The following is a 20827-nucleotide window of genomic DNA, read 5'->3' as shown; positions in this document are numbered from 1 at the left end:
AAATTGATAAAATTTATTAATAAGCTATTTATGTAATCTCATTTTTTATTATTTATTATAGATAAGTCTGCTAATTTTTTTTAAGAGTAATTTCAATTAATTAACATTGAAATCGTGCTTGAATTTACTAAAAATAGAGTTCTTTACATCAACATAGAAATTCTATAATGAATAAATTAGTCTTTTTTTTAATTAGTTTCGCTTTATCTTATTCTTCTACATTGCATGCTAATAATGAGGCACATACCGTCTATGGCGGTTATATACATGGAAAAATAAAAGGTGATATAGCAAAGGGTATGATTGTCAGCTATCGTTATGAGACAGGAAATACGTGGGGAATATTAGTTTCTCTACTGCATTTAAATTCAAATCATAAAGAATCCTTTAAAGAACCTCGTTTTATCACACCATCAATAAAACAGTATAAAACTAAAACCACAGCTCTATTAATCGGTCCTACTTATAGAATAACACCGACCTTTTCTGTCTATGCCCAAATGGGGCCCAATAAATTAAAACATAAAGAAGATAAATTTCACCCTGAAATAGAGGTAACAGACACACATATTGTTGATACAACAAGTGTTATTGGTCAAATAGGTATCGATTATCACCCAACAAAAGAGATTGCAATTAACTTTGGCTATCTTTATTCCGATGTCACAGCAAACAAACGTCACATTGAATTAAATAGCATACAATTATCTTTAGGTTATCGTTTTTAAATCACCCTAAAAAACTATAGTTTTATTTAACAATAAATAGAATACTAATAGGTGAATTTATCTATAAAAGGCTTAAATATAGTAATAAATACATCAATTTTCATTGTATTTAAGGGATTACACCTATAAATAATATGAAATATAATATTTAACATCGGACACATTGCACAATTAGTCAAAACAAAGTGGCAAAAATGTATTAACATCTCTTCTGCAATGTTTATTCCTTTTGAGTCTCCTTCTGTTTTTATAACAGAGGGACTTTTTTTTATACATATATTATTAATTGCTGTAACAGTTAGATACAATAAAAAGCGTGCAAACAAGGTATTAAAAATATAATTTATATCCAGACAATAAATTAATCTGCTTTATTTTGCTACGCCCCTTTTTAAAGGGGTTCTTTTTTATTTATATGCCCTCTTATTTTATACACACCTCCATTTATTCAAGATTAATACTGTAAACAAGAATTGTTTAGTTTTCTTTTTTGTTTTTAAATAAAAAAACACCTCAAAGTAAGGTATTAACTTTGAGGCATTATCTATTTTCTCTTACTATTTTATACAGCCTGAGTTCACCAATGGCCAATTTCAAGTAATCTATTTCATTACTATTTTAATGTTTTAATATATACAGCGTATGGCTATAGGCAACATCTTCAGGATTCTCAATGGGATAACCCTTCAACCAAGGTTTTATCAATCGTCCATTAGTATATTGATAAATAGGTGCTATTGGCGCATCCTCAGCAATAATTTGCTCTGCTCGGTTATATAAACTATTTCTTTCATTTGCATCAATCGCCATGCCTGACAATGTCAAAATTTCATCATATTGCTTGTTTTGATATTTAGGTATATTGCCCGCATGTTTAGAGCCTAATAAACTTAAGAAAGTAGAAGGTTCATTATAATCACCAACCCATGAGGCTCTTATCACATCAAAATCCCCTGAGTTTCGGCTGTCTATATACGTCTTCCATTCTTGATTGCGTAGCTCAACTTTAACCCCTAGCTTTTTCTTCCACATAGAAGCGACTGCAATGGCAATTTTCTGATGATTTTCCGAATTATTATATAACAATGATAATTTTAATGGATTATGAGAGCCATATCCTGCCGCTGCCAACAGTATCTTGGCTTGGCTATCTAACTCATCTTGATTATATTCATCGTAAATAGTTGATTCTGGTGTAAAATTAGCCGTAACATCTGGTGTAAAACGATTTGCTGGCTTTTCACCAGTGCCTAACACTTTATCGGTAATGATTTTTCTGTCTATTGCCATTGCCAACGCTTTACGTACACGAATATCTTTTGTCGGCCCTGATTGAGTATTAAAAGCATAATAATATGTTCCTAATTGATCTGGTATATAAACCTCATTAGGAATATCTTTCATTAGTTTATGGTATAAATTTTTAGGAAATGACTCTGTTATATCGATATCACCCGCTAAATAGCGTTTAGTTGCATGTGATTCATGGTTTATCGGTACAAAAGTGACTTTTGTTAATACTGTATTTTTATGATCCCAATAATAAGGATTAGGCGTTAATACAATTTTTTCATTAACCACTCTGTCTGTTAAAACAAAAGCACCATTTCCAACTAAATTACCAACCTTGATCCAACCAACACCATATTTTTCAATGCTATGGCGAGGAACTGGGTATAAAGAAAAATTCGTTGTCAGACTTGGAAAATAAGAAACGGGCCGCTCTAACGTCACTTTTAACGTTTTTTCATCTATTGCTTCTACACCCAATGAGCTTGGTTTTAATTTTCCATCAATAATTTTTTGAGCATTCTCAATAGAAGCGAGTGAAGCATACCATGCAAAAGGTGAAAGATTTTTAGGGTCAACTAATCGTTGCCAACTGTAAACAAAATCAGCCGCAGTGACTCTTTCTCCATTAGACCATTTTGCATTATCACGCAAAGTAAAGATCCATACACGATTATCTTCAGTACGCCAACTCTGAGCGACGCCAGGAATAGCTCGCCCATGTTCATCTTCTATCGTCAACCCTTCAAATAAATCACGTTGCACTTGAGCTTCTGTTAAACCAACGGCATTAATAGGATCAAGTGACGCTGGTTCATCTTTTAAATGTCTAACCACTTCTTGTTTTTTATCAAGTATCGTTCCAGCTGGTACTACCGCCGCATTTACCTGCGATAGGAATAATCCTTGAACGACAAGTGCACATGAAATGACGAATATTTTGCGCATGACTGTTTCGTCCTGTAATCTGTATGAGAATGAACTGCATAATTATAAGAGCCTGATAAAAAGGCACAATCACTGATTACAAATATTTTATAAATTTTTATGTTTTTCATGGTCACTATGCAAATAGTGGTAAGTTTTAATAATGGTTAAGCATTAACAAGATTTTTCGTTAATAATTTAGTATTAATAATAATTAGTCTGACAACTAATAAAGGAGAACAACAATGGCACATCAAGTTACTTTACAAGGAAATGCAGTGACTCTGGCGGGTAAATTCCCAACAGTAGGTCAAAAAGCTGCTGATTTCTCTCTCGTTGGTAAAGATCTTAATGATATCTCTTTAACAAACTTTGCAGGTAAACGTAAAGTTCTAAACATTTTCCCAAGCGTAGATACGGGTGTTTGTGCTGCAAGTGTTCGTCAATTTAATAAAGTTGCAAATGAACTAAGTAACACGGTTGTTTTATGTATTTCAGCTGACTTACCTTTTGCCCAAGCGCGTTTTTGTGGTGCTGAAGGTTTAGATAATGTTGTAACATTATCTACAATGCGTGGTGCTGAATTTAAAGAAAACTATGGTGTTGCTATTACATCAGGCCCATTAGCGGGCTTAACTAGCCGTGCTGTGATTGTGTTAGATGAAAACAATACTGTTCTCTACACCCAGTTAGTTGATGAAATCACAACTGAGCCAAATTATGATAATGCATTAAATGCACTAAAATAATATTCATTATAAAAAAAATAGACGAGCGTAATGCTCGTCTATTTTTTATGCAGATATTCCTACAACAAAATTAACCTTCAGATTTTTCGTTCTTTTTATTTGTTAAATTATATTCTCTCAATTTATTAGCAATCGCAGTATGAGAAATGCCTAAACGTTTTGCAAGTTTCCGGGTACTTGGATAATCACGATATAAACGTGTTAAAATTGAAGCTTCAAAGCGTTTTGTCATTTCATCTAAAGAGCCTTCCAATAAATCCTCATCAAATAGCGTTTCATCTGTATGTTCAGGTAAAGTAATATCCTGAATTCGCAGAGTGTTTCCTACTAATTGTGCCATTGCTTGATAAACAGTATTTCTTAATTGGCGAACATTACCAGGCCAACCATACTGTGTTAAATAAACTGATAATTCCGGTGATATTACAGGCTTAGTTGCTTGCTGCTCAATACAATATTGGTTAATAAAATGCATCGCTAACGGCATAATATCGGCTTTTCTTTCCCGCAGCGGAGGTAGAGTTAACGTTAATACATTCAGGCGATAATAGAGATCTTCTCTAAATAATCCTTTTTGCACCAACTCCCACAAATTTTTCTGCGTCGCACAAATAATACGAACATTGACATTAACCTCGTGCTCCTCACCTACACGGCGAAATGTCCCGTCATTTAAAAAACGTAAAAGCTTAATTTGCATTTGAGGCGACATTTCACCAATTTCATCAAGTAAAACAGTTCCTCTGTCTGCCTGCTCGAAGAAGCCTTTTTTTCCTTCCACAGCATTAGGGTAAGCTCCTGCAGCATAACCAAATAATTCACTTTCTACTACATCATCAGGCATTGAAGCACAATTGAGTCCCAAAAAAGGATTTCTAGCGCGGGAACTAAGGAAATGACAGGCTTTAGCAAATAAATCTTTTCCTGTACCGGTATCCCCCACCAATAGCAGTGGCGCATCCATTTTTGCCATTTTTTTTGCACGTTCAACAAGCTGTTTCATTTGAGAGCTAACAGCAATAATTTTCTCAAATTCATGATTATCACTGACAATTAATTTTGAACTCTCATGAATAGCATCTCGATATTTCAATAAAATAAGCGCGCCGACACAATGATTAGATTGGTTATCATCTGCAAGTTTTATTGGTACTATTTCCATATCAAAACTTTGTTTTTTTAAATTGATTGGAATAATTTCAGCTGAAGGATCTTTTTGTTCTAACCAACGATGAATATTAAAATTAGGGATCAGTTGATTGAATGATTTCTCGCTATTATCGTTAGCATCAAGTTCAAATAGTTGACGAGTTGCCGGATTTTGTAATTTTATTTGGCCTTTAATATTAATAGAAAAAACCGGAACTGGCACAGATTCTAGCAGTGTCCACATGGCTCGATGCTCTTGTTCTGATGGCATAAATGCAACCGTACGAACATCAATAACACCATTTATTCGCCGTATTTCCGCCATTAGCGGTTGAAATATATCAAAGTCAATCTGTGAAAAATTCAGGTAGATAAGACCTATTGGAAATATTTCAATTCCACGCAAATCAATATTTTTTAATACTAGTAGATCTAACAATTCACGGGTTAACCCGATGCGATCTTCACAAGTGATCTCTAAACGCATTATAAACCTTCTTAATACTGAGTGACCCTGAACTTATTCTAGATATTATACATAAATATCAACCAAATAAAGAGCATTGTCAGCAAAAGTTGACACTACTAGCATTTATTTTTACACAGATAAGCTTGTATTTTGATTTTAAACTTGAATTATTTATGCTTTAAAAAAATCAAATAATGAAAATGAAGAGTTTTTTATTATTTTTTTTAGCTCAAAATCAATAAGATATTCGATATCTTTTATTAAGGGGCCTAATTCTCGGCGTATTACTTTCTTAATAGTTTTACAACCATTATCAAAACAAAAAAGAAGATACTCTAATGCATTGATTGCCTGTTCTTTTTTATCTGCCTCTCTTAGATATTCAAAAAATTCTGATGTTTCTTTTATTTGAAATGGTTTAGGTTGTTTTTGGTACTGCTTTTTTTTAATTTCATCGATTGTTTCACTAAGAATAGGGATCAAAATACTCAATTGTTTATCAATATTTGACACATTAAGAGTAGAACTAAGATAAAGTCTGCGTCTTTCCTTCGAGAGTTTTTTTATTACTGATATCTGTATTTCTTTCATTTTTCGACCTAATTAAAAGTATTATTTGTTAACTCTTTACCTATTTCTTATAAATAAAACTATCTTTCTTTTTTAATAGAAAATTGCCTACAAAGTAAGTTTTGAAAATATATTAAGATAATATTTATGTGGTAAATATTTTACCGTGATATTTAACGCTACTTACCCTATTAAACTCAATACTATTTTCTATCAAAAAGGGAATATTTTTATAGAAATTACGAATATTTCACCAAGAACACGAACATTATTCAATAAATACAATAGATTATAAACACCTTTCTTTTTGGATAGTTTTACTCTTTTTAAAGATAATTTATTGAACTAATTTCATTAATAAATAATTACAATATAATAAATAAAAACAGACGGTATTTTATAGCATGAAATTATTTATTTAAATATAAAATATCGACATTTACATCATGGTCGTAATTTTATACAAACTTTTTTCAAAAATTTTTTATACAAAAAAACCGTAGAAATAACTCTACGGTTTTTATTTAAAATAACTCAATGTTAGAAACTTTATTTTATTCTTTTTTCTTACCACTAATTGTATTTTTTAATTTTCCTATAAGCTCTTTTCTAAAATCACCCAACTTTGGTTTATTATCATCGATCCAAGGTAGTGGTCGGCATAATTCCATTGCCTTGATCCCTAAACGTGCCGTTAATAAACCAGCACCAATTCCTTGGGCTGCTCGTGTTGATAGTCGTGCAGCTAGATCTTGAGAAAGCCAATCCATTCCGACTTCTCTTACTAGTTCAGTAGCACCCGCAAATGCAATATTGACTAAGACAAGGCGAAATAATTTTAAGCGACTATAGTATCCCAACTCTATACCATAAATTTCAGCGATACGATTAATCAAACGAATATTACGCCAACCAATAAAAGCCATATCAACCATCGCTAGCGGGCTTACTGCTATCATTAATGTTGATTCTGCAGCAGAGCGACTAATTTCAGCTCTCGCTTGTTTATCTAAAATAGGCTGAACTAATTGGCTATAAAGCTCTAATACTTCCTTGTCATTATGCGTATCATGTAATGCACTTTGCCAACGAATTAGTGCAGGATGTTGTGAGTGTATCCCTGCTTGTTTAGCCAATTTCTCACAAAAAGGTCGGCCATTTCCCATCGCATGACTATAAAGTAATTCTTTTGCTTTATCTCTTTCATCTGCTCTTTGGCGTAAGCGATAGATACGACGCCATTCTGTTATTACAGAGCCAATTCCTGCAATAACAATTAAGCCCCCTGCGCTTGCCGCACCTAATGCAATCCAATCCGAGTTTATCCATGACTCATAAATCCATTGCCCTGTTTGAGCGATAACGCTAATCCCTAAAATAGTACTTGCAACTGTGATTAAGCGTTTCCATACACTTTTTTTAGGTTTTAGAATAGATTGGATATCACCTTCTAACTGCCCTTCGTTTTCTTCATCTAATTGAGGATCAATAGGTAGAAATGCTTCATTTTCCTGAAAATCAATACCTTTCTTTAAGCTTACTTCATCTTGAAGTATGGGCTCTTTAAAATCAATTCGTGATTTTAATGGCTCATTCATTTTAATTTATCCCCTAACAAGAATTCCATTGCACTATCCATACGAATATGAGGAACTGCGCTATCTCTTGATATTTGTTGTGGTCTAAAAGATTCGAAACTAAATCCTTGTTTTTCCCAAAATGCTTTTTCAGGCAATCGTTTAGGAACTTCACCAGGAAAATACACCAAAGGCTTGTTATCACTTAAACGAAAACCTTTTAATGCTGGGATTTTTTCACCATGGTGATCCACAATGCCACTTTCAGTTGCAGCAATAGAGGCAAGCCCCATGCAATCAATACTGATCCCCTCAAAAATAGCATTTTGTTTAGCATCTTGAATAAGTTGTTGAAGCAATGAAACTAAATTTTCGTGCTGGTCAACTGTAATATGGTCAGCTTTAGTCGCTGCAAATAATAACTTATCAATACAAGGTGAAAATAAACGCCGAAGTAGTGTTCTTTTACCATAATGAAAGCTACGCATTAATTGTGTTAAAGCCTGCCGCATATCATTAAAAACATCAGCGCCTTGATTGAGAGGTTGCAAACAATCCACTAAAACAATTTGCCTATCAAAACCTTGAAAATGATCTCGATAAAAACCTTTTACCACATGCTGACCATAATATTCATAACGTTGCTTTAGCATGCCAATATTAGTCCGTTTATCAGCATTTTTTAATTTAGTAATATCATGCTGTTGTAAATCGGGCCAAGGGAAAAACTGCAAAACAGGCGCGCCCGCTAATTCACCAGGTAAAACAAAACGACCGGGCTGAATAAAATGGAGCCCTTCTTTTTTACATGCTAATAAATATTCAGTATAAGCGGAGGCAATATCCGCTAATAATGTTTCATCAGCAGGTGCAAAGGGATCGCATTTTTTAAGTAGTGTTTGCCAATTTTGTTCTGGCAATGTTCTTTGACGATTTACCTTATTCATTTGCTCTGACCATTCAAAATAGTCTTGCTCAAGCATCGGTAAATCTAATAACCATTCGCCCGGGTAGTCAACAATCTCTAAATAAAGCGAAGATGTTTCTTTGATAAAACGTGTTAATGATTCATTTGAGCGATAACGTAGTTGTAAACGAATTTCACTCACTCCTTTAGTCGGAACCGGCCAACTTGGAGGCGTGTGATAAAGCGATTCCATTCCTTCGTCATAAGTAAATCGGGGGATATTTAAATTATGCTGAGGAATACGTTTTACACCCAATAGTTGCTTATCTCGTGCCGCTGAAAATAGCGGTAAACGCGCACCTGTATGCACATTAATAAGTTGATTAACTAAAGAAGTAATAAATGCCGTTTTACCACTTCGGCTTAATCCAGTTACCGCTAAGCGAAGATGTCTATCAACACCACGATTAATAAAAGCTGTAAGTTCATTTTGTAGGCGCTTCATGTTTCTCCCAAGACATTTGACGCGATAGCTTATTTAAACCTGCTTTAATAACAGGCTCTGCTATCAATAGAACCAACCAACGTAACGGCTTGCTACTTACGCGTTTTATTATACTGCCAGTTATTGCGGCTGGCCCAAATAAAGTCAATAACATTACCCCAAATGTTAACCCTTTTTTGGCAAAGTAGGTGAGTTTATTTGTTTTTAACGAGGTATAAGCTTGATTAATATTCATAGCACTCTCCTCAATCAGGAATTTTGCTTATTCCTAATTCATTCAGTAGAAAATAAACCGACTTAACGAAAGACGCTCCTAAATCGGAGCGTCTTATCGGATCAATTGGTGAAAATATTACAGATCGCGAAAGCGTTTATTTAATTGATAACTGGAAGAGGTAATATATCGTTCCATTTGTTGTAAACGTTTTTCACCTTGCATTAATTGATTATCAACACCGCTTAAAATTTCTTTTAAACTCTCCTGTTGCTCACCACCTTGTTGGTAATTAGCTGGCGCAGGCTCCATAAAAAAACTCAAAACAAGATAAGCAACAATAGTTAGTCCAAAAAATCCAGCAAAGAGTGCAATCACCGCAATAACCCTGACAAGTAAAACAGGAATATTAAAATAATGGGCAAGGCCTGCGCATACGCCACGGATCACGCCCTCTTGTGGCAAGCGATACAATTTCTTACTTTGTACCGTCATTATGATTGCCTCCAGTTAGGATGTTCTGCATCAAGTATTTGTTCTAGCGTCTTAATGCGCTCCTGCATTTGCTGAGCCTTATCCACCAGCGCGCTCAGTCGCTGCATTTCTTGTTGGGTTAACTGAACATTCCCACCACCTTTCTGATTGCTGTAATGCAACCACAGCCAGATAGGGAGAACAAATAAAATAAAAATGGTCAGTGGTATTCCCAGAAATATATAGCCCATTACATATCCTTTATAAGATGGTTATTACGCTTGCTGTTACTCTTTATTGATATTGATTTTAGCTTTTAATGCCGCTAATTGCGCGCTAATTTCATCATCAGCTTTTAATTCAGCAAACTGTTGGTCTAATGATTTCTCTTTACCTAACCCGTAGCTTTGTGCTTCGCCTTCCATATGATCAATTCGGCGCTCAAATTGTTCAAAACGTGCCATTGCTGCATCCATTTTACCACTGTCTAATTGGCGACGAACTTGACGAGATGAATTTGCTGCTTGATGGCGAACAACTAAAGACTGTTGTTTAGCACGAGTTTCTGTCAATTTATTTTCTAATTCACTGATTTCACCTTTCAAACGAGTCAAGGTTTCATCAATGATAATCAACTCATGTTTTAGCGTATCATTAACTGAAGCAACACGTTGTTTTTCAATTAATGCCGCACGAGCTAAATCTTCTTTGTCTTTAATCAGAGCTAACTCAGCTTTATCTTGCCAATCTTTAATCTGTTTTTCCGCTTGTTCGATACGGCGCTCTAATCCTTTCTTTTCAGCTAAAGTACGTGCAGACGTTGTACGGATCTCAACTAACATATCTTCCATTTCTTGGATCATTAGACGGATCATTTTTTCAGGATCTTCCGCTTTATCTAATAAAGAAGCGATATTGGCATTAATAATGTCAGCAAAACGTGAAAATATACCCATGATGTCATCCTTAATAGCTATGCTAATTAGTAATGTTAAATGTTTCATTAAATGGCGTCATCTATCATAACGCTCGGCTTACTTTAGTTAATACAATTAACGTGCCAACTTTTAAAATTCACTTAACCTATTAATAATAGGAAATTTATATTGTTCGCCTATTTTTCGAACACCTGATAAACTGGTAAAAAATACCTCACTATGGTGAATTTAACCAATGAATGAGAATTTAGAGACAATAATCGGTGTTGATAGTCAATTTATTGATGTTTTAGAACAAACTTCAGCACTTGCTCAATTAAAAAAACCGGTATTAATTATTGGTGAACGAGGTACAGGTAAAGAGTTAATCGCTCACCGATTACACTACCTTGCACCTTGGTGGCAAGGCCCTTTTATTTCTATCAACTGCTCTGCACTTAATGATAACTTACTCGATTCTGAACTTTTTGGTCATGAAGCGGGTGCTTTCACTGGCGCTAAAAGTCGCCATCAAGGGCGTTTTGAACGTGCTGATGGTGGCTCTCTTTTTCTTGATGAACTGGCAACAGCGCCAATGCTTGTACAAGAAAAATTATTGCGGGTTATTGAATATGGTCATTTAGAGCGTGTTGGTGGCAGCCAATCTTTGCATGTGGATGTTAGACTTATCTGCGCTACAAATGCAGATTTACCTGCAATGGCTGAAGAAGGTAAATTTCGTGCTGATTTACTGGATAGATTAGCTTTTGATGTCATCAGGTTGCCCCCGTTGAGGGAACGACAAGCAGATATCATGTTACTTGCTGAAAACTTCGCAATTTCAATGTGCCAAGAACTGGGATTACCTTTTTTTCCTGGTTTTAGTGATAACGCATGCCAAATTCTTTTAGGCTATTCATGGCCTGGTAATATCCGTGAGCTAAAAAATGTTGTGGAGCGTTCGGTTTATCGCCATGGAACCAGTGATAGAGAATTAGACAATATTATTATTAATCCTTTTGCAGGCTTGCAAACCGCGATATCAAAACAATCACCATTAGAAAAAAAAATTCCGTCTTTTTCGCCACCAGATTTACCTCTTGATTTGCGACAATGGCAAAATGAAATGGAAAAAATATTAGTTAGCAATGCATTGAAAGAGGGTTTATATAATCAAAAAGAAGCGGCTGAGAAACTGAAGTTAAGCTACGATCAATTTAGAGGGTTGATTAGAAAACATCACATAACAACATAATTAATAATGGTTTTTATTTATCAAAAAGTAGTTTTTAAAAAATAGGCAAAAAAAAAGCCAGCACCCGAGCTGGCTAGTAAAAAATACTGGAAGCAATGTGAGCAATGTCGTACCTTCTGCGGAAAACCTCTTACCACCAGAAGGACAATACGGATGATAATCTTTATCATTAGCATTTGTAAAGCTTTTTGTTGAGAATTTTTCTCACTTTGTTTTTTTTGACTATTTGGGGATAGAAAGTTTTTTAAGTTACAATAGCAAAATCGTTTCTCTAAAAGACATTATTATGCGCCCTATTTTACTTATTGGTACTCTGCTAGTTAGCTTAACAAGTGCTACTTGTATCGCAGATGTAGCACCAAAAACACAAGCGCTATCGATAAAACAAGAGCCAACTCCTATTAATCAAAATGGCTTTGTTTATTGTGTTGATGGCAGTGTGAATACCTTTAATCCACAATTATCAAGCAGTGGATTAATTATCGATCCCCTTGCGGCGCAACTTTATGATCGTCTTTTAGATGTTGACCCTTATACTTATCGTCTTATTCCTGAAATAGCAGCACGCTGGGAATCGCTAGATAATGGCGCAACATACCGCTTTTATTTACGTAAAAATATCTCGTTTCAGCAAACATCGTGGTTTACACCTGCGCGAAAACTCACAGCAGATGATGTAATTTTTAGTTTTGAACGGATGATCAACCCACAAAATCCTTATAATCAAGTTAATGGTGGGAAATATCCCTATTTTGATAGCTTAAGTTTTGCCGACAATATCCAATCAATTAAAAAATTGGGTCAATACACAGTCGAGTTTAGCTTAAAAGAGCCTGACGCCTCTTTTTTATGGCATTTAGCAACACATTACGCCCCTATTCTTTCCGCTGAATATGCACAAAGCTTAGAAAAATCAGGTAACCAGACACAACTTGATTGGAAACCAGTAGGTACTGGCCCTTTCTTTCTTGATGAATATCAACCAGGCCAATTTGTTCGCTTATTCAGAAATGAAAACTATTGGAAAGGTCAGCCTAAAATGCAACAAGTTGTTATTGATATGGGCGCTGGAGGTACAGGGCGCATATCTAAACTATTAACGGGTGAATGTGATGTTTTAGCCTATCCAGCGGCTAGCCAATTAAAAGTTTTACGTGATGATCCTCGGTTAAGATTAACATTACGCTCAGGTATGAATATTGCTTATTTAGCCTTTAATACTAGTAAGCCTCCACTCAATGATCTGAAAGTACGCCAAGCTATTGCTTATGCCATAAATAATGAACGTTTAATGGAATCGATTTATTATGGTACTGCTGAAACAGCCGCATCGGTACTTCCTCGTGCATCTTGGGCTTATGATAATCGTGCAAAAATCACAGAGTACAATCCTGAGAAATCGAAACAAATACTAAAAGAATTAGGGCTTGATGGACTTAAATTGAGCCTTTGGGTACCCAGCGCATCACAATCTTACAACCCAAGCCCATTGAAAATGGCTGAGCTCATTCAGGCAGACTTAGCTCAAGTGGGCATTCAAATGAATATTCGCCCAATTGAAGGGCGATACCAAGAAACCAGTATGATGGATAGGACTCATGATATGACGTTATCTGGCTGGTCAACAGACAGTAACGATCCTGATAGTTTTTTCCGTCCCCTATTTAGTTGTGCTGCTATTGGTTCACAGACTAACCTTAGTCATTGGTGCCTACCGAGTTTTGATGATATTTTAAAAAAAGCGCTTTATAGTCAGCAACTTGCTTCAAGAATGGATTATTATCATCAAGCACAAGATATTCTCGCTCAAGAACTACCTGTATTGCCTTTAGCTAATTCTTTACGTATGCAAGCATATCGTTATGATATTAAAGGATTACTATTAAGTACCTTCGGTAATGCGTCTTTTGCTGGTGTTTATCGAGAAGCAGAAGTGGATGAACAAAATCACAAGAAAGAGGCTATAAAATAATCCATGATTATTTATTCAATACGTAGATTGCTTTTATTGCTTGTGACACTGTTCTTTTTGTCACTCGTGAGCTTTAGCCTGAGCTATTACACACCAAATGGTCCATTAAGTGGTGCATCACTAATAGATGCCTACTTTTTCTATGCTCACAATATGATTCATTTTGATTTTGGTATTTCCTCTATTAATGGAGAACCCATTAAAGCGCAACTAATTGAAGCATTGCCAGCAACAATGGAGCTTTGCACCTTAGCCTTTCTTTTTGCCTTAATTATGGGTATTCCCGCAGGGATCATTGCTGGTGTTTGGCGTAATAAATCTGCTGATATTATTATTAGTAACTTTGCGCTCTTAGGTTTTTCTGTGCCTGTTTTTGGACTCGCTTTGTTATTAACACTATTCTTCTCATTAAAACTGGGTTGGCTTCCTGTTTCTGGTCGTATTGATTTACTTTATAACTTACAGCCTATTACAGGCATTGCATTAGTTGATGCTTGGTTATCTAATTCGCCTTATCGCCAGCAAATGATTATTAATGTGTTACAACACCTGATTTTACCTGTAACAACACTTGCTATTGCACCTACAACGGAAGTTATTCGATTAATGCGCAATAGTACGGAAGAAATTATGTCAGAGAACTACGTGAAGGCAGCCGCAACTCGAGGTCTCTCACGTTTTACTATTATTCGCCGCCATATTCTTCATAATGCTTTACCCCCTATTATCCCTAAATTAGGCTTACAGTTCTCTACCATGCTTACACTTACCATGGTGACTGAAATTGTATTTAACTGGCCGGGACTCGGTCGCTGGTTAGTCACAGCAATCCGCCAACAAGATTACTCTGCGATTTCCGCAGGAGTGATGTTAGTAGGTTCAATGGTCATTGTTGTCAACGTCTTGTCAGATATTGTAGGCGCTATGAGTAACCCAATGAAACACAAGGTGGGATATGCCTTTAGATAGCCAGTTTTATAAAGAGAAAAAAACACCGACACCCGCAGCGGTGATTTGGCAATGTTTTTCTAAAGATGTTATCTCAATGGTCGGGTTTTATGGTGTTCTTTTTCTCTTAGTATTGAGTGTAATTGGCCCTTATATTGCGCCTTATGCTCTTGATCAACAATTTTTCGGTCATCAATTAACGCCACCATCTTGGTATCAAAATGGGAACGTTTCTTACTTTTTTGGTACAGATGACTTAGGCCGAGATGTTTTTAGTAGAATTTTAATTGGGACAAGCATGACCTTTGGTGGTGCATTTATTGTCACTTTTGCTGCGACATTAATGGGTTTGATTATTGGTTGCTTTGCGGGGATGACTCATGGTTTAAAATCCGCCATTCTTAACCATATATTAGATACCTTATTATCAATTCCATCACTACTTCTGGCCATTATTGTTGTGGCTTTTGTGGGAACAAGCCTTGGTCATGCCATGATAGCGATTTGGCTAGCATTGCTACCTCGCTTAGTCAGAATGATCTATTCTGCGGTCAATGATGAATTAAACAAAGAGTATGTCATTGCTTCTCGACTTGATGGCGCATCGAATATTTCCATTTTATGGTATACCGTATTACCCAATATTACCCCTGTATTGGTCTCTGAATTAACGCGTGCTTTTTCAATCGCTATTCTTGATATTACCGCATTGGGTTTTCTCAATTTAGGCGCTCAGCTTCCTTCTCCTGAATGGGGTGCCATGCTGGGTGATTCACTTGAGTTAATTTATGTCGCCCCATGGACTGTCTTGATTCCGGGCGCCACAATTATGATCAGCGTTTTATTGGTGAACCTATTAGGAGATGGTTTACAGCGTGCAATAAATGAGGGAGTTGAATAATGCCTTTGTTAGATATACGCAATTTAACCATTGAATTTATGACACCTGATGGGCCAGTTAAAGCCGTCGATCGTGTTTCTATTACCCTAAATGAAGGTGAAGTCAGGGGTCTTGTTGGTGAATCAGGATCAGGTAAAAGCTTAATTGCAAAAGCCATCTGTGGCGTTACTAAAGATAATATCAACGTAACCGCTGATCGTTTCCGATTTGATGATATTGATTTACTTAAATTATCACCAAGAGCACGACGTCGTGTTATTGGTCATAATATCTCAATGATTTTCCAAGAGCCGCAATCTTGTCTTGATCCTGCGACAAAAATTGAGCAGCAGTTGATACAAGCTATCCCAGGCTGGACATTTAAAGGCCATTGGTGGCAACGCTTTCATTGGCGAAGACGTCGTGCAATTGAATTATTGCACCGTGTAGGTATTAAAGATCACAAAGATATTATGCGCAGTTACCCTTATGAATTAACCGAAGGTGAATGCCAAAAAGTGATGATAGCCATCGCCATTGCTAATCAGCCTCGATTATTGATTGCGGATGAACCAACTAACGCAATGGAACCCGCAACACAAACACAAATATTTCGTTTACTTACTCGACTTAATCAAAATAATAATATGACAATTCTTTTGATTAGCCATGATTTGCAATGGATGAGTAAATTGGCGAATAAAATTACAGTGATGTATTGTGGTCAAATGGTTGAAACTGCCTCTCCCGATGAACTATTAGTGACGCCTTATCATCCTTATACTCAAGCATTAATACGCTCTATTCCTGATTTTACCAACTCATTGGCACATAAGAGCCGTTTAAATACATTACCAGGAGCAATCCCTTCGCTTGAACATTTGCCCGTCGGTTGTCGTTTAGGCCCTCGTTGCCCATATGCACAACGTCAATGTATTGAAGCCCCTCGGTTACGTTTATTTAAAAACCATGCCGTGGCTTGTCATTTTCCGTTAAATGTGGAGCCAACTGATGTTCGATAAATTGCTTGAGGTAAAAAATCTTTCAAAAACCTTTCGCTATCGCACTGGGTTATTTCGGCGTCAACAATTAGAAGCTGTAAAGCCAGTTAGTTTTACACTTGAACCCAAACAAACCTTAGCCATTATTGGTGCTAATGGTTCAGGAAAATCTACATTAGCAAGAATGTTATCAGGTGTAACTGAGCCTACAGGCGGGGATATTTTTATTAATGGGCATCAGCTCCATTTCGGTGATTATCCTTATCGAAGTCAACGCATTAGAATGATATTCCAAGATCCCACTAACTCATTAAATCCACGCCAGCGTATCGGTCAAACATTAGATATTCCTTTGCGTCTTAATACGGATCTGAGTGCTATTGAACGTGAAAAGCGCATTTATCAGACATTACGCCAAGTAGGTCTTTTGCCTGAACATGCCAATTATTATCCCCATATGTTTGCATCAGGTCAGCGCCAACGTATTGCGCTCGCAAGAGCATTAATTTTACAACCTCAAGTGATTATTGCTGATGAGGCTATCGCATCATTGGATATGTCTTTACGATCACAAATTATAAACTTGATGTTAGAACTGCAAGAAACTCATGATATTGCCTATATTTATGTAACACAAAACTTAGGTATGACTAAACATATTAGCGATAAGATTATTGTGATGGATAATGGTGAAGTTGTTGAACGCGGTAATACAGCTGAAGTTCTTGCTTCACCTTTGCATGAAGTCACACGAAGATTGGTTGCAAGCCATTTTGGTGAAGCCTTAACAGCCGAAGCTTGGCGTCAAGATTTAACTTAAGTATAAATAATATAGGTCTAATGTTAATTGCACATTATTTCACCCTTTTTCCCTAACTCCTCGGAGGTGCTAGGGAAATTAAACAAATTTACAAATGTCGTGGTAGAATCAGCCACGTTTATTAACAATAAGCGTGATAACCCAACAGATAAATAAAACTGTGAATGATGTTATTATCGCGATTTACGAAAAAACAAGGATACAGCTATGGGCTTTATGACCGGCAAACGCATTCTTATTACTGGTGTTGCTAGTAAATTATCAATTGCTTATGGTATTGCCAAAGCTATGCGTGACCAAGGTGCAGAACTTGCATTTACTTACCAAAATGAAAAACTGAAACCACGCGTTGAAGAATTTGCAGCATCATTAGACTCAAATATCGTATTAGAGTGTGATGTGTCAAAAGACGAAAGCATCGATACCATGTATGCAGAACTTGCAAAAGTTTGGCCAAAATACGATGGTTTTGTTCACTCTATCGGTTTTGCGCCAGCTGACCAATTAGATGGTGACTATGTTAACGCTGTTACTCGTGAAGGTTTTAAAATTGCTCACGATATTAGCGCTTACAGCTTTGTTGCGATGGCAAAAGCAAGTCGTGAAATGCTAAATCCAAACTCTGCACTGTTAACTCTGACTTATTTAGGTGCTGAACGTGCAATCCCTAACTATAACGTTATGGGTCTGGCTAAAGCATCTTTAGAAGCTAACGTACGTTACATGGCAAACGCCATGGGTCCTGAAGGTATTCGTGTTAACGGTATCTCTGCTGGCCCAATCCGTACATTAGCAGCGTCTGGTATCAAAGACTTCCGTAAAATGTTAAGCCACTGCGAATCAGTAACCCCTCTGCGTCGCACAGTAACAACCGAAGATGTAGGTAATACTGCTGCATTCTTATGCTCTGACTTATCAGGTGGTATTACTGGTGAAATCATCCACGTTGATGGTGGCTTTAGCATCGCAGCAATGAATGAATTAGAACTAAAATAATTCTATTGTCTGAATAACAAAAGCCAGCCTAAAATCATTAAGGCTGGCTTTTTTATGAAAATAACATTCCTGCGTATCTTCATTTCATCCACTATGTTAGATTTTTTAAGTTTTTTATGTTTAATTATTTTACTTTTTTGTTGATAAATATCCATATTTCATCTTGTTTTCACTCTTTTTGAACTTCATATTTAGATCAATTACTTTTTAGCTAAATTTAACTTTTATTTTTTAGTTAATTCCTATAATCTTTTCACTCATTACAGATAAAATAATCAAATATTAATAAAAGGATTTAATGTATGAAGAAATTTAAATTCCTGTTTTATATTTTTGCCATTATCGGCGTGATTATTTTTATCATCACTTTATTTGTTATTAAATCAGAATTACATTTAGTAAGAAACGGAATAGAAACAACAGGTATTGTTATTGATCAAAATATGAGTAAGTCCTCTAGTGAAAGAAGTATTTATCACCCTATTATTCAATTTACTACTAATGATAATAGAGAAATTACTTTTCGTTCACTAGAAGGAAGTAACCCACCTCGTTTCCATCTTGGTGAAAAAATCAGCGTTATTTATCTTCAAAATGATCCTCAAAGAGCGACAATTAACAACTTTTTAGGTTTATATGGTGCGGGCACTATATTAGGTATTTTTAGTTTAGCATTTGCCTCAACGGGTCTTATCCCTTTGTATTTTATAAGAAGAAGAGCCAATAGAGATCAACGATTAAAACGGGATGGCATGCCTATTAATGTAAAAATATCTGAGGTTATTATTAATAATAATATTCGAATTAATCACCGTTCTCCTTATCAAATCATTGCAGATTATCATGACACATTAAACAATCGTTTAATTCGTTATAAAAGTGGTTATATCTTTTTTGATCCCACGCCTTATATTAATAAAGAGCTGGTTACAGTCTATGTCGATAAGAAAAAACCCAAGATTTATTACCTTGATATTTCTTTTCTACCTTCATTTGAAGAATGATGATTAAATGGTCTATATATATTTAATATAAAGAATACTTATTTTCTTATAATTTCATCAATTATCTGTCTTGTTCACAGATTTACAAAAGCCTTTTTCATTTGCATCATTTGAGTTTGCTAATTTCTTAGAACACCTTATTATCTTATGTTAATGAAGATATTTTTTTGATATCTGTAAATCATTATCACCATCTCATTGATAGGGAGCTATTCAATATGAAATTGTACTACACGCCGGGTAGTTGCTCACTTTCCCCTCATATCGTTTTACGTGAAACAGGCCTGGATTTTTCTATTGAGCGCATCGATTTACGTGCTAAAAAAACAGAATCAGGTAAAGATTTCCTAACCATCAACCCTAAAGGGCAGGTTCCTGTTCTTCAATTAGATAATGGTGATATTCTGACTGAAGGCGTTGCTATTATTCAATACCTTGCAGACTTAAAACCAGACAGAAATTTAATTGCGCCAGCAAAAACATTAGAACGTTATCACCAAATAGAATGGTTAAACTTTCTTGCGAGTGAAGTTCATAAAGGCTATAGCCCATTATTTTCACCAGACACACCTGAAAGCTACCTACCTGTAGTTAAAACCAAACTCAAAAGTAAATTTGCTTATATCAATGATGTCTTAAGCAAACATAAATTTGCATGTGGTGAGTATTTTACTGTTATTGATGCTTATTTATTTACATTAAGCCAATGGGCACCGCATGTTGGCTTAGATTTAACTGATCTAACACATCTACAAGATTACTTAAAACGTATTGCACAACGCCCTAATGTGCACAGTGCATTAGTCACTGAAGGACTCATTAAAGAGTAACTTTTGATTTTTGAATTAAAATAGCTCAAGTGTTCTCAATTTACTTGAGCTATTGTTTTTTAAATATATCTCTATGTAACAGATATTGTTATCTAAAATAATATACTTTCATATCTATATTTAAAAATTACTCAGGAAAATCACCTTATTACATGATCAACGTTTCTACTTACTTAAAAATAAAAGATAATTTTATTAATATCAATGAGTATAATGGCTTATTAAAAGATACTTTCTATATTGAAGGTGCCATAGAATTATCTATTTATAATATCAAAGTAATTGATATAGAAATGTGGGATTATGTTGACCAATTATGGAGTTACCTGATTGAATCTTTAGTTAAAATAAATAAAAATCAAGAGGCTAAAATAAATTTCCCCGATCAACCTATTGAAATGAAATTTCAACCTATCAATGAAAATGTGCTCATTGTCATCAATGCCAATGAATCACGAAAATCTTTTATTAAAAAAGACCTGTTTATAAGAACAATGGCATTACATGCACAAGGCTTTTTTAATAAATTGACAACATTTAAAGGTATTATTCTTAATGATTATGCTATCGATTTTCAAAATATAGAAAATTTACTAAAAGACAATGAATATAAACCATAAAATGCTCAACTTTATTTAGCTCCTT

Annotated in this window: 21 protein-coding genes; 12 read left to right on the top strand and 9 right to left on the bottom strand. The window is 35.3% G+C overall.

Going from position 1 to position 20827, the window contains the following annotated elements:
- The first annotated feature begins 167 nt into the window (after positions 1–167).
- Positions 168–728 (top strand): Ail/Lom family outer membrane beta-barrel protein, encoded by a 561-nt coding sequence (locus ABN080_RS02480; RefSeq protein ID WP_349440259.1) that lies wholly within the window; start codon positions 168–170, stop codon positions 726–728.
- A 618-nt stretch (positions 729–1346) separates the two neighbouring features.
- On the opposite strand, the gene ABN080_RS02475 is transcribed toward ABN080_RS02480, so the two are convergent.
- Positions 1347–2966, bottom strand: a complete 1620-nt coding sequence (locus tag ABN080_RS02475; RefSeq protein ID WP_349440258.1) for a peptide ABC transporter substrate-binding protein — start codon at positions 2964–2966, stop codon at positions 1347–1349.
- A gap of 224 nt (positions 2967–3190) precedes the next feature.
- On the opposite strand from ABN080_RS02475, the gene tpx reads away from it, so the two are divergent.
- The gene (gene tpx / locus ABN080_RS02470; RefSeq protein WP_349440257.1) at positions 3191–3694 is read left to right on the top strand and encodes a thiol peroxidase; all 504 of its coding nucleotides are present in this window, start codon (positions 3191–3193) and stop codon (positions 3692–3694) included.
- Between the two features lie 70 nt (positions 3695–3764).
- Here tpx and tyrR read toward each other — a convergent pair whose 3' ends face one another.
- From tyrR to pspA, 8 genes are all read right to left on the bottom strand, one after another.
- Positions 3765–5330, bottom strand: coding sequence for a transcriptional regulator TyrR (gene tyrR / locus ABN080_RS02465; protein WP_196553131.1), 1566 nt, complete (start codon positions 5328–5330; stop codon positions 3765–3767).
- 153 nt (positions 5331–5483) lie between these two features.
- The gene (locus tag ABN080_RS02460; RefSeq protein WP_340896398.1) at positions 5484–5903 is read right to left on the bottom strand and encodes a hypothetical protein; all 420 of its coding nucleotides are present in this window, start codon (positions 5901–5903) and stop codon (positions 5484–5486) included.
- Between the two features lie 533 nt (positions 5904–6436).
- Positions 6437–7480 carry a YcjF family protein gene (locus tag ABN080_RS02455; RefSeq protein ID WP_072067965.1) on the bottom strand — a complete coding sequence of 348 codons (1044 nt, stop codon included), beginning with the start codon at positions 7478–7480 and terminating at the stop codon, positions 6437–6439.
- Positions 7477–8871, bottom strand: coding sequence for a YcjX family GTP-binding protein (locus ABN080_RS02450; protein WP_349440256.1), 1395 nt, complete (start codon positions 8869–8871; stop codon positions 7477–7479). The genes ABN080_RS02455 and ABN080_RS02450 overlap by 4 nt, the downstream gene beginning before the upstream one ends.
- Complete coding sequence (locus tag ABN080_RS02445; RefSeq protein ID WP_196553133.1) at positions 8852–9106, bottom strand: phage shock protein PspD; 255 nt, start codon at positions 9104–9106, stop codon at positions 8852–8854. Before ABN080_RS02445 ends, ABN080_RS02450 begins: the two co-directional genes overlap by 20 nt.
- 117 nt (positions 9107–9223) lie before the next feature.
- Positions 9224–9580: an envelope stress response membrane protein PspC gene (gene pspC / locus ABN080_RS02440; protein WP_115349663.1), complete on the bottom strand. Its 357-nt coding sequence runs from the start codon at positions 9578–9580 to the stop codon at positions 9224–9226.
- On the bottom strand, positions 9580–9810 hold the full coding sequence (pspB, locus tag ABN080_RS02435) for an envelope stress response membrane protein PspB (RefSeq protein WP_036937208.1): 231 nt from the start codon (positions 9808–9810) through the stop codon (positions 9580–9582). The genes pspC and pspB overlap by 1 nt, the downstream gene beginning before the upstream one ends.
- A 36-nt stretch (positions 9811–9846) precedes the next feature.
- Positions 9847–10515, bottom strand: coding sequence for a phage shock protein PspA (pspA, locus tag ABN080_RS02430; RefSeq protein WP_072067962.1), 669 nt, complete (start codon positions 10513–10515; stop codon positions 9847–9849).
- Positions 10516–10732: 217 nt separating this feature from the next.
- Here pspA and pspF point away from each other — a divergent pair, with 217 nt between their 5' ends.
- The 10 genes from pspF to ABN080_RS02380 all read left to right on the top strand — a co-directional run bounded on the left by pspF (position 10733) and on the right by ABN080_RS02380 (position 20802).
- The gene (gene pspF, locus ABN080_RS02425) at positions 10733–11731 is read left to right on the top strand and encodes a phage shock protein operon transcriptional activator (protein WP_349440255.1); all 999 of its coding nucleotides are present in this window, start codon (positions 10733–10735) and stop codon (positions 11729–11731) included.
- A gap of 286 nt (positions 11732–12017) precedes the next feature.
- Positions 12018–13703: an ABC transporter substrate-binding protein SapA gene (gene sapA, locus ABN080_RS02420; protein WP_196553135.1), complete on the top strand. Its 1686-nt coding sequence runs from the start codon at positions 12018–12020 to the stop codon at positions 13701–13703.
- Positions 13704–13706: 3 nt separating this feature from the next.
- On the top strand, positions 13707–14672 hold the full coding sequence (gene sapB, locus ABN080_RS02415) for a putrescine export ABC transporter permease SapB (RefSeq protein WP_349440254.1): 966 nt from the start codon (positions 13707–13709) through the stop codon (positions 14670–14672).
- Positions 14659–15552, top strand: a complete 894-nt coding sequence (sapC, locus tag ABN080_RS02410) for a putrescine export ABC transporter permease SapC (RefSeq protein ID WP_072067958.1) — start codon at positions 14659–14661, stop codon at positions 15550–15552. The genes sapB and sapC overlap by 14 nt, the downstream gene beginning before the upstream one ends.
- A complete protein-coding gene (gene sapD / locus ABN080_RS02405; RefSeq protein WP_072067957.1) occupies positions 15552–16553 on the top strand; it encodes a putrescine export ABC transporter ATP-binding protein SapD in 1002 nt (333 codons plus the stop codon). Before sapC ends, sapD begins: the two co-directional genes overlap by 1 nt.
- Positions 16543–17352, top strand: a complete 810-nt coding sequence (gene sapF / locus ABN080_RS02400; protein ID WP_072067956.1) for a putrescine export ABC transporter ATP-binding protein SapF — start codon at positions 16543–16545, stop codon at positions 17350–17352. The genes sapD and sapF overlap by 11 nt, the downstream gene beginning before the upstream one ends.
- Positions 17353–17559: 207 nt before the next feature.
- A complete protein-coding gene (gene fabI / locus ABN080_RS02395; protein WP_072067955.1) occupies positions 17560–18348 on the top strand; it encodes an enoyl-ACP reductase FabI in 789 nt (262 codons plus the stop codon).
- 302 nt (positions 18349–18650) lie between these two features.
- Complete coding sequence (locus tag ABN080_RS02390; protein ID WP_349440253.1) at positions 18651–19352, top strand: DUF3592 domain-containing protein; 702 nt, start codon at positions 18651–18653, stop codon at positions 19350–19352.
- A 218-nt stretch (positions 19353–19570) separates the two neighbouring features.
- A complete protein-coding gene (gene gstA, locus ABN080_RS02385; protein WP_115349659.1) occupies positions 19571–20182 on the top strand; it encodes a glutathione transferase GstA in 612 nt (203 codons plus the stop codon).
- Between the two features lie 152 nt (positions 20183–20334).
- Positions 20335–20802, top strand: a complete 468-nt coding sequence (locus tag ABN080_RS02380) for a hypothetical protein (protein WP_349440252.1) — start codon at positions 20335–20337, stop codon at positions 20800–20802.
- Positions 20803–20827: the final 25 nt, after the last annotated feature.

It is taken from the genome of Proteus sp. fly-1089 (assembly GCF_040138965.1).
In the GTDB taxonomy this organism is placed as follows: Bacteria; Pseudomonadota; Gammaproteobacteria; order Enterobacterales; family Enterobacteriaceae; genus Proteus; species Proteus vulgaris_B.
The sequence above is the reverse complement of the archived record's forward strand: the minus strand, read 5'-3'. Positions and strand labels throughout refer to the sequence as shown.

Excerpts from the sequence above, each read along its gene's own strand:
- sapD (WP_072067957.1), top strand. The coding sequence starts at position 15,552 with ATGCCTTTGTTAGATATACGCAATTTAACCATTGAATTTATGACACCT.
- pspA (WP_072067962.1), bottom strand. The coding sequence starts at position 10,515 with ATGGGTATATTTTCACGTTTTGCTGACATTATTAATGCCAATATCGCT.
- ABN080_RS02480 (WP_349440259.1), top strand. The coding sequence starts at position 168 with ATGAATAAATTAGTCTTTTTTTTAATTAGTTTCGCTTTATCTTATTCT.
- tpx (WP_349440257.1), top strand. The coding sequence starts at position 3,191 with ATGGCACATCAAGTTACTTTACAAGGAAATGCAGTGACTCTGGCGGGT.
- gstA (WP_115349659.1), top strand. The coding sequence starts at position 19,571 with ATGAAATTGTACTACACGCCGGGTAGTTGCTCACTTTCCCCTCATATC.
- ABN080_RS02450 (WP_349440256.1), bottom strand. The coding sequence starts at position 8,871 with ATGAAGCGCCTACAAAATGAACTTACAGCTTTTATTAATCGTGGTGTT.
- sapA (WP_196553135.1), top strand. The coding sequence starts at position 12,018 with ATGCGCCCTATTTTACTTATTGGTACTCTGCTAGTTAGCTTAACAAGT.
- pspF (WP_349440255.1), top strand. The coding sequence starts at position 10,733 with ATGAATGAGAATTTAGAGACAATAATCGGTGTTGATAGTCAATTTATT.
- ABN080_RS02460 (WP_340896398.1), bottom strand. The coding sequence starts at position 5,903 with ATGAAAGAAATACAGATATCAGTAATAAAAAAACTCTCGAAGGAAAGA.
- pspC (WP_115349663.1), bottom strand. The coding sequence starts at position 9,580 with ATGACGGTACAAAGTAAGAAATTGTATCGCTTGCCACAAGAGGGCGTG.
- ABN080_RS02455 (WP_072067965.1), bottom strand. The coding sequence starts at position 7,480 with ATGAATGAGCCATTAAAATCACGAATTGATTTTAAAGAGCCCATACTT.
- sapB (WP_349440254.1), top strand. The coding sequence starts at position 13,707 with ATGATTATTTATTCAATACGTAGATTGCTTTTATTGCTTGTGACACTG.
- tyrR (WP_196553131.1), bottom strand. The coding sequence starts at position 5,330 with ATGCGTTTAGAGATCACTTGTGAAGATCGCATCGGGTTAACCCGTGAA.
- ABN080_RS02390 (WP_349440253.1), top strand. The coding sequence starts at position 18,651 with ATGAAGAAATTTAAATTCCTGTTTTATATTTTTGCCATTATCGGCGTG.
- ABN080_RS02380 (WP_349440252.1), top strand. The coding sequence starts at position 20,335 with ATGATCAACGTTTCTACTTACTTAAAAATAAAAGATAATTTTATTAAT.
- ABN080_RS02475 (WP_349440258.1), bottom strand. The coding sequence starts at position 2,966 with ATGCGCAAAATATTCGTCATTTCATGTGCACTTGTCGTTCAAGGATTA.
- sapC (WP_072067958.1), top strand. The coding sequence starts at position 14,659 with ATGCCTTTAGATAGCCAGTTTTATAAAGAGAAAAAAACACCGACACCC.
- pspB (WP_036937208.1), bottom strand. The coding sequence starts at position 9,810 with ATGGGCTATATATTTCTGGGAATACCACTGACCATTTTTATTTTATTT.
- ABN080_RS02445 (WP_196553133.1), bottom strand. The coding sequence starts at position 9,106 with ATGAATATTAATCAAGCTTATACCTCGTTAAAAACAAATAAACTCACC.
- fabI (WP_072067955.1), top strand. The coding sequence starts at position 17,560 with ATGGGCTTTATGACCGGCAAACGCATTCTTATTACTGGTGTTGCTAGT.
- sapF (WP_072067956.1), top strand. The coding sequence starts at position 16,543 with ATGTTCGATAAATTGCTTGAGGTAAAAAATCTTTCAAAAACCTTTCGC.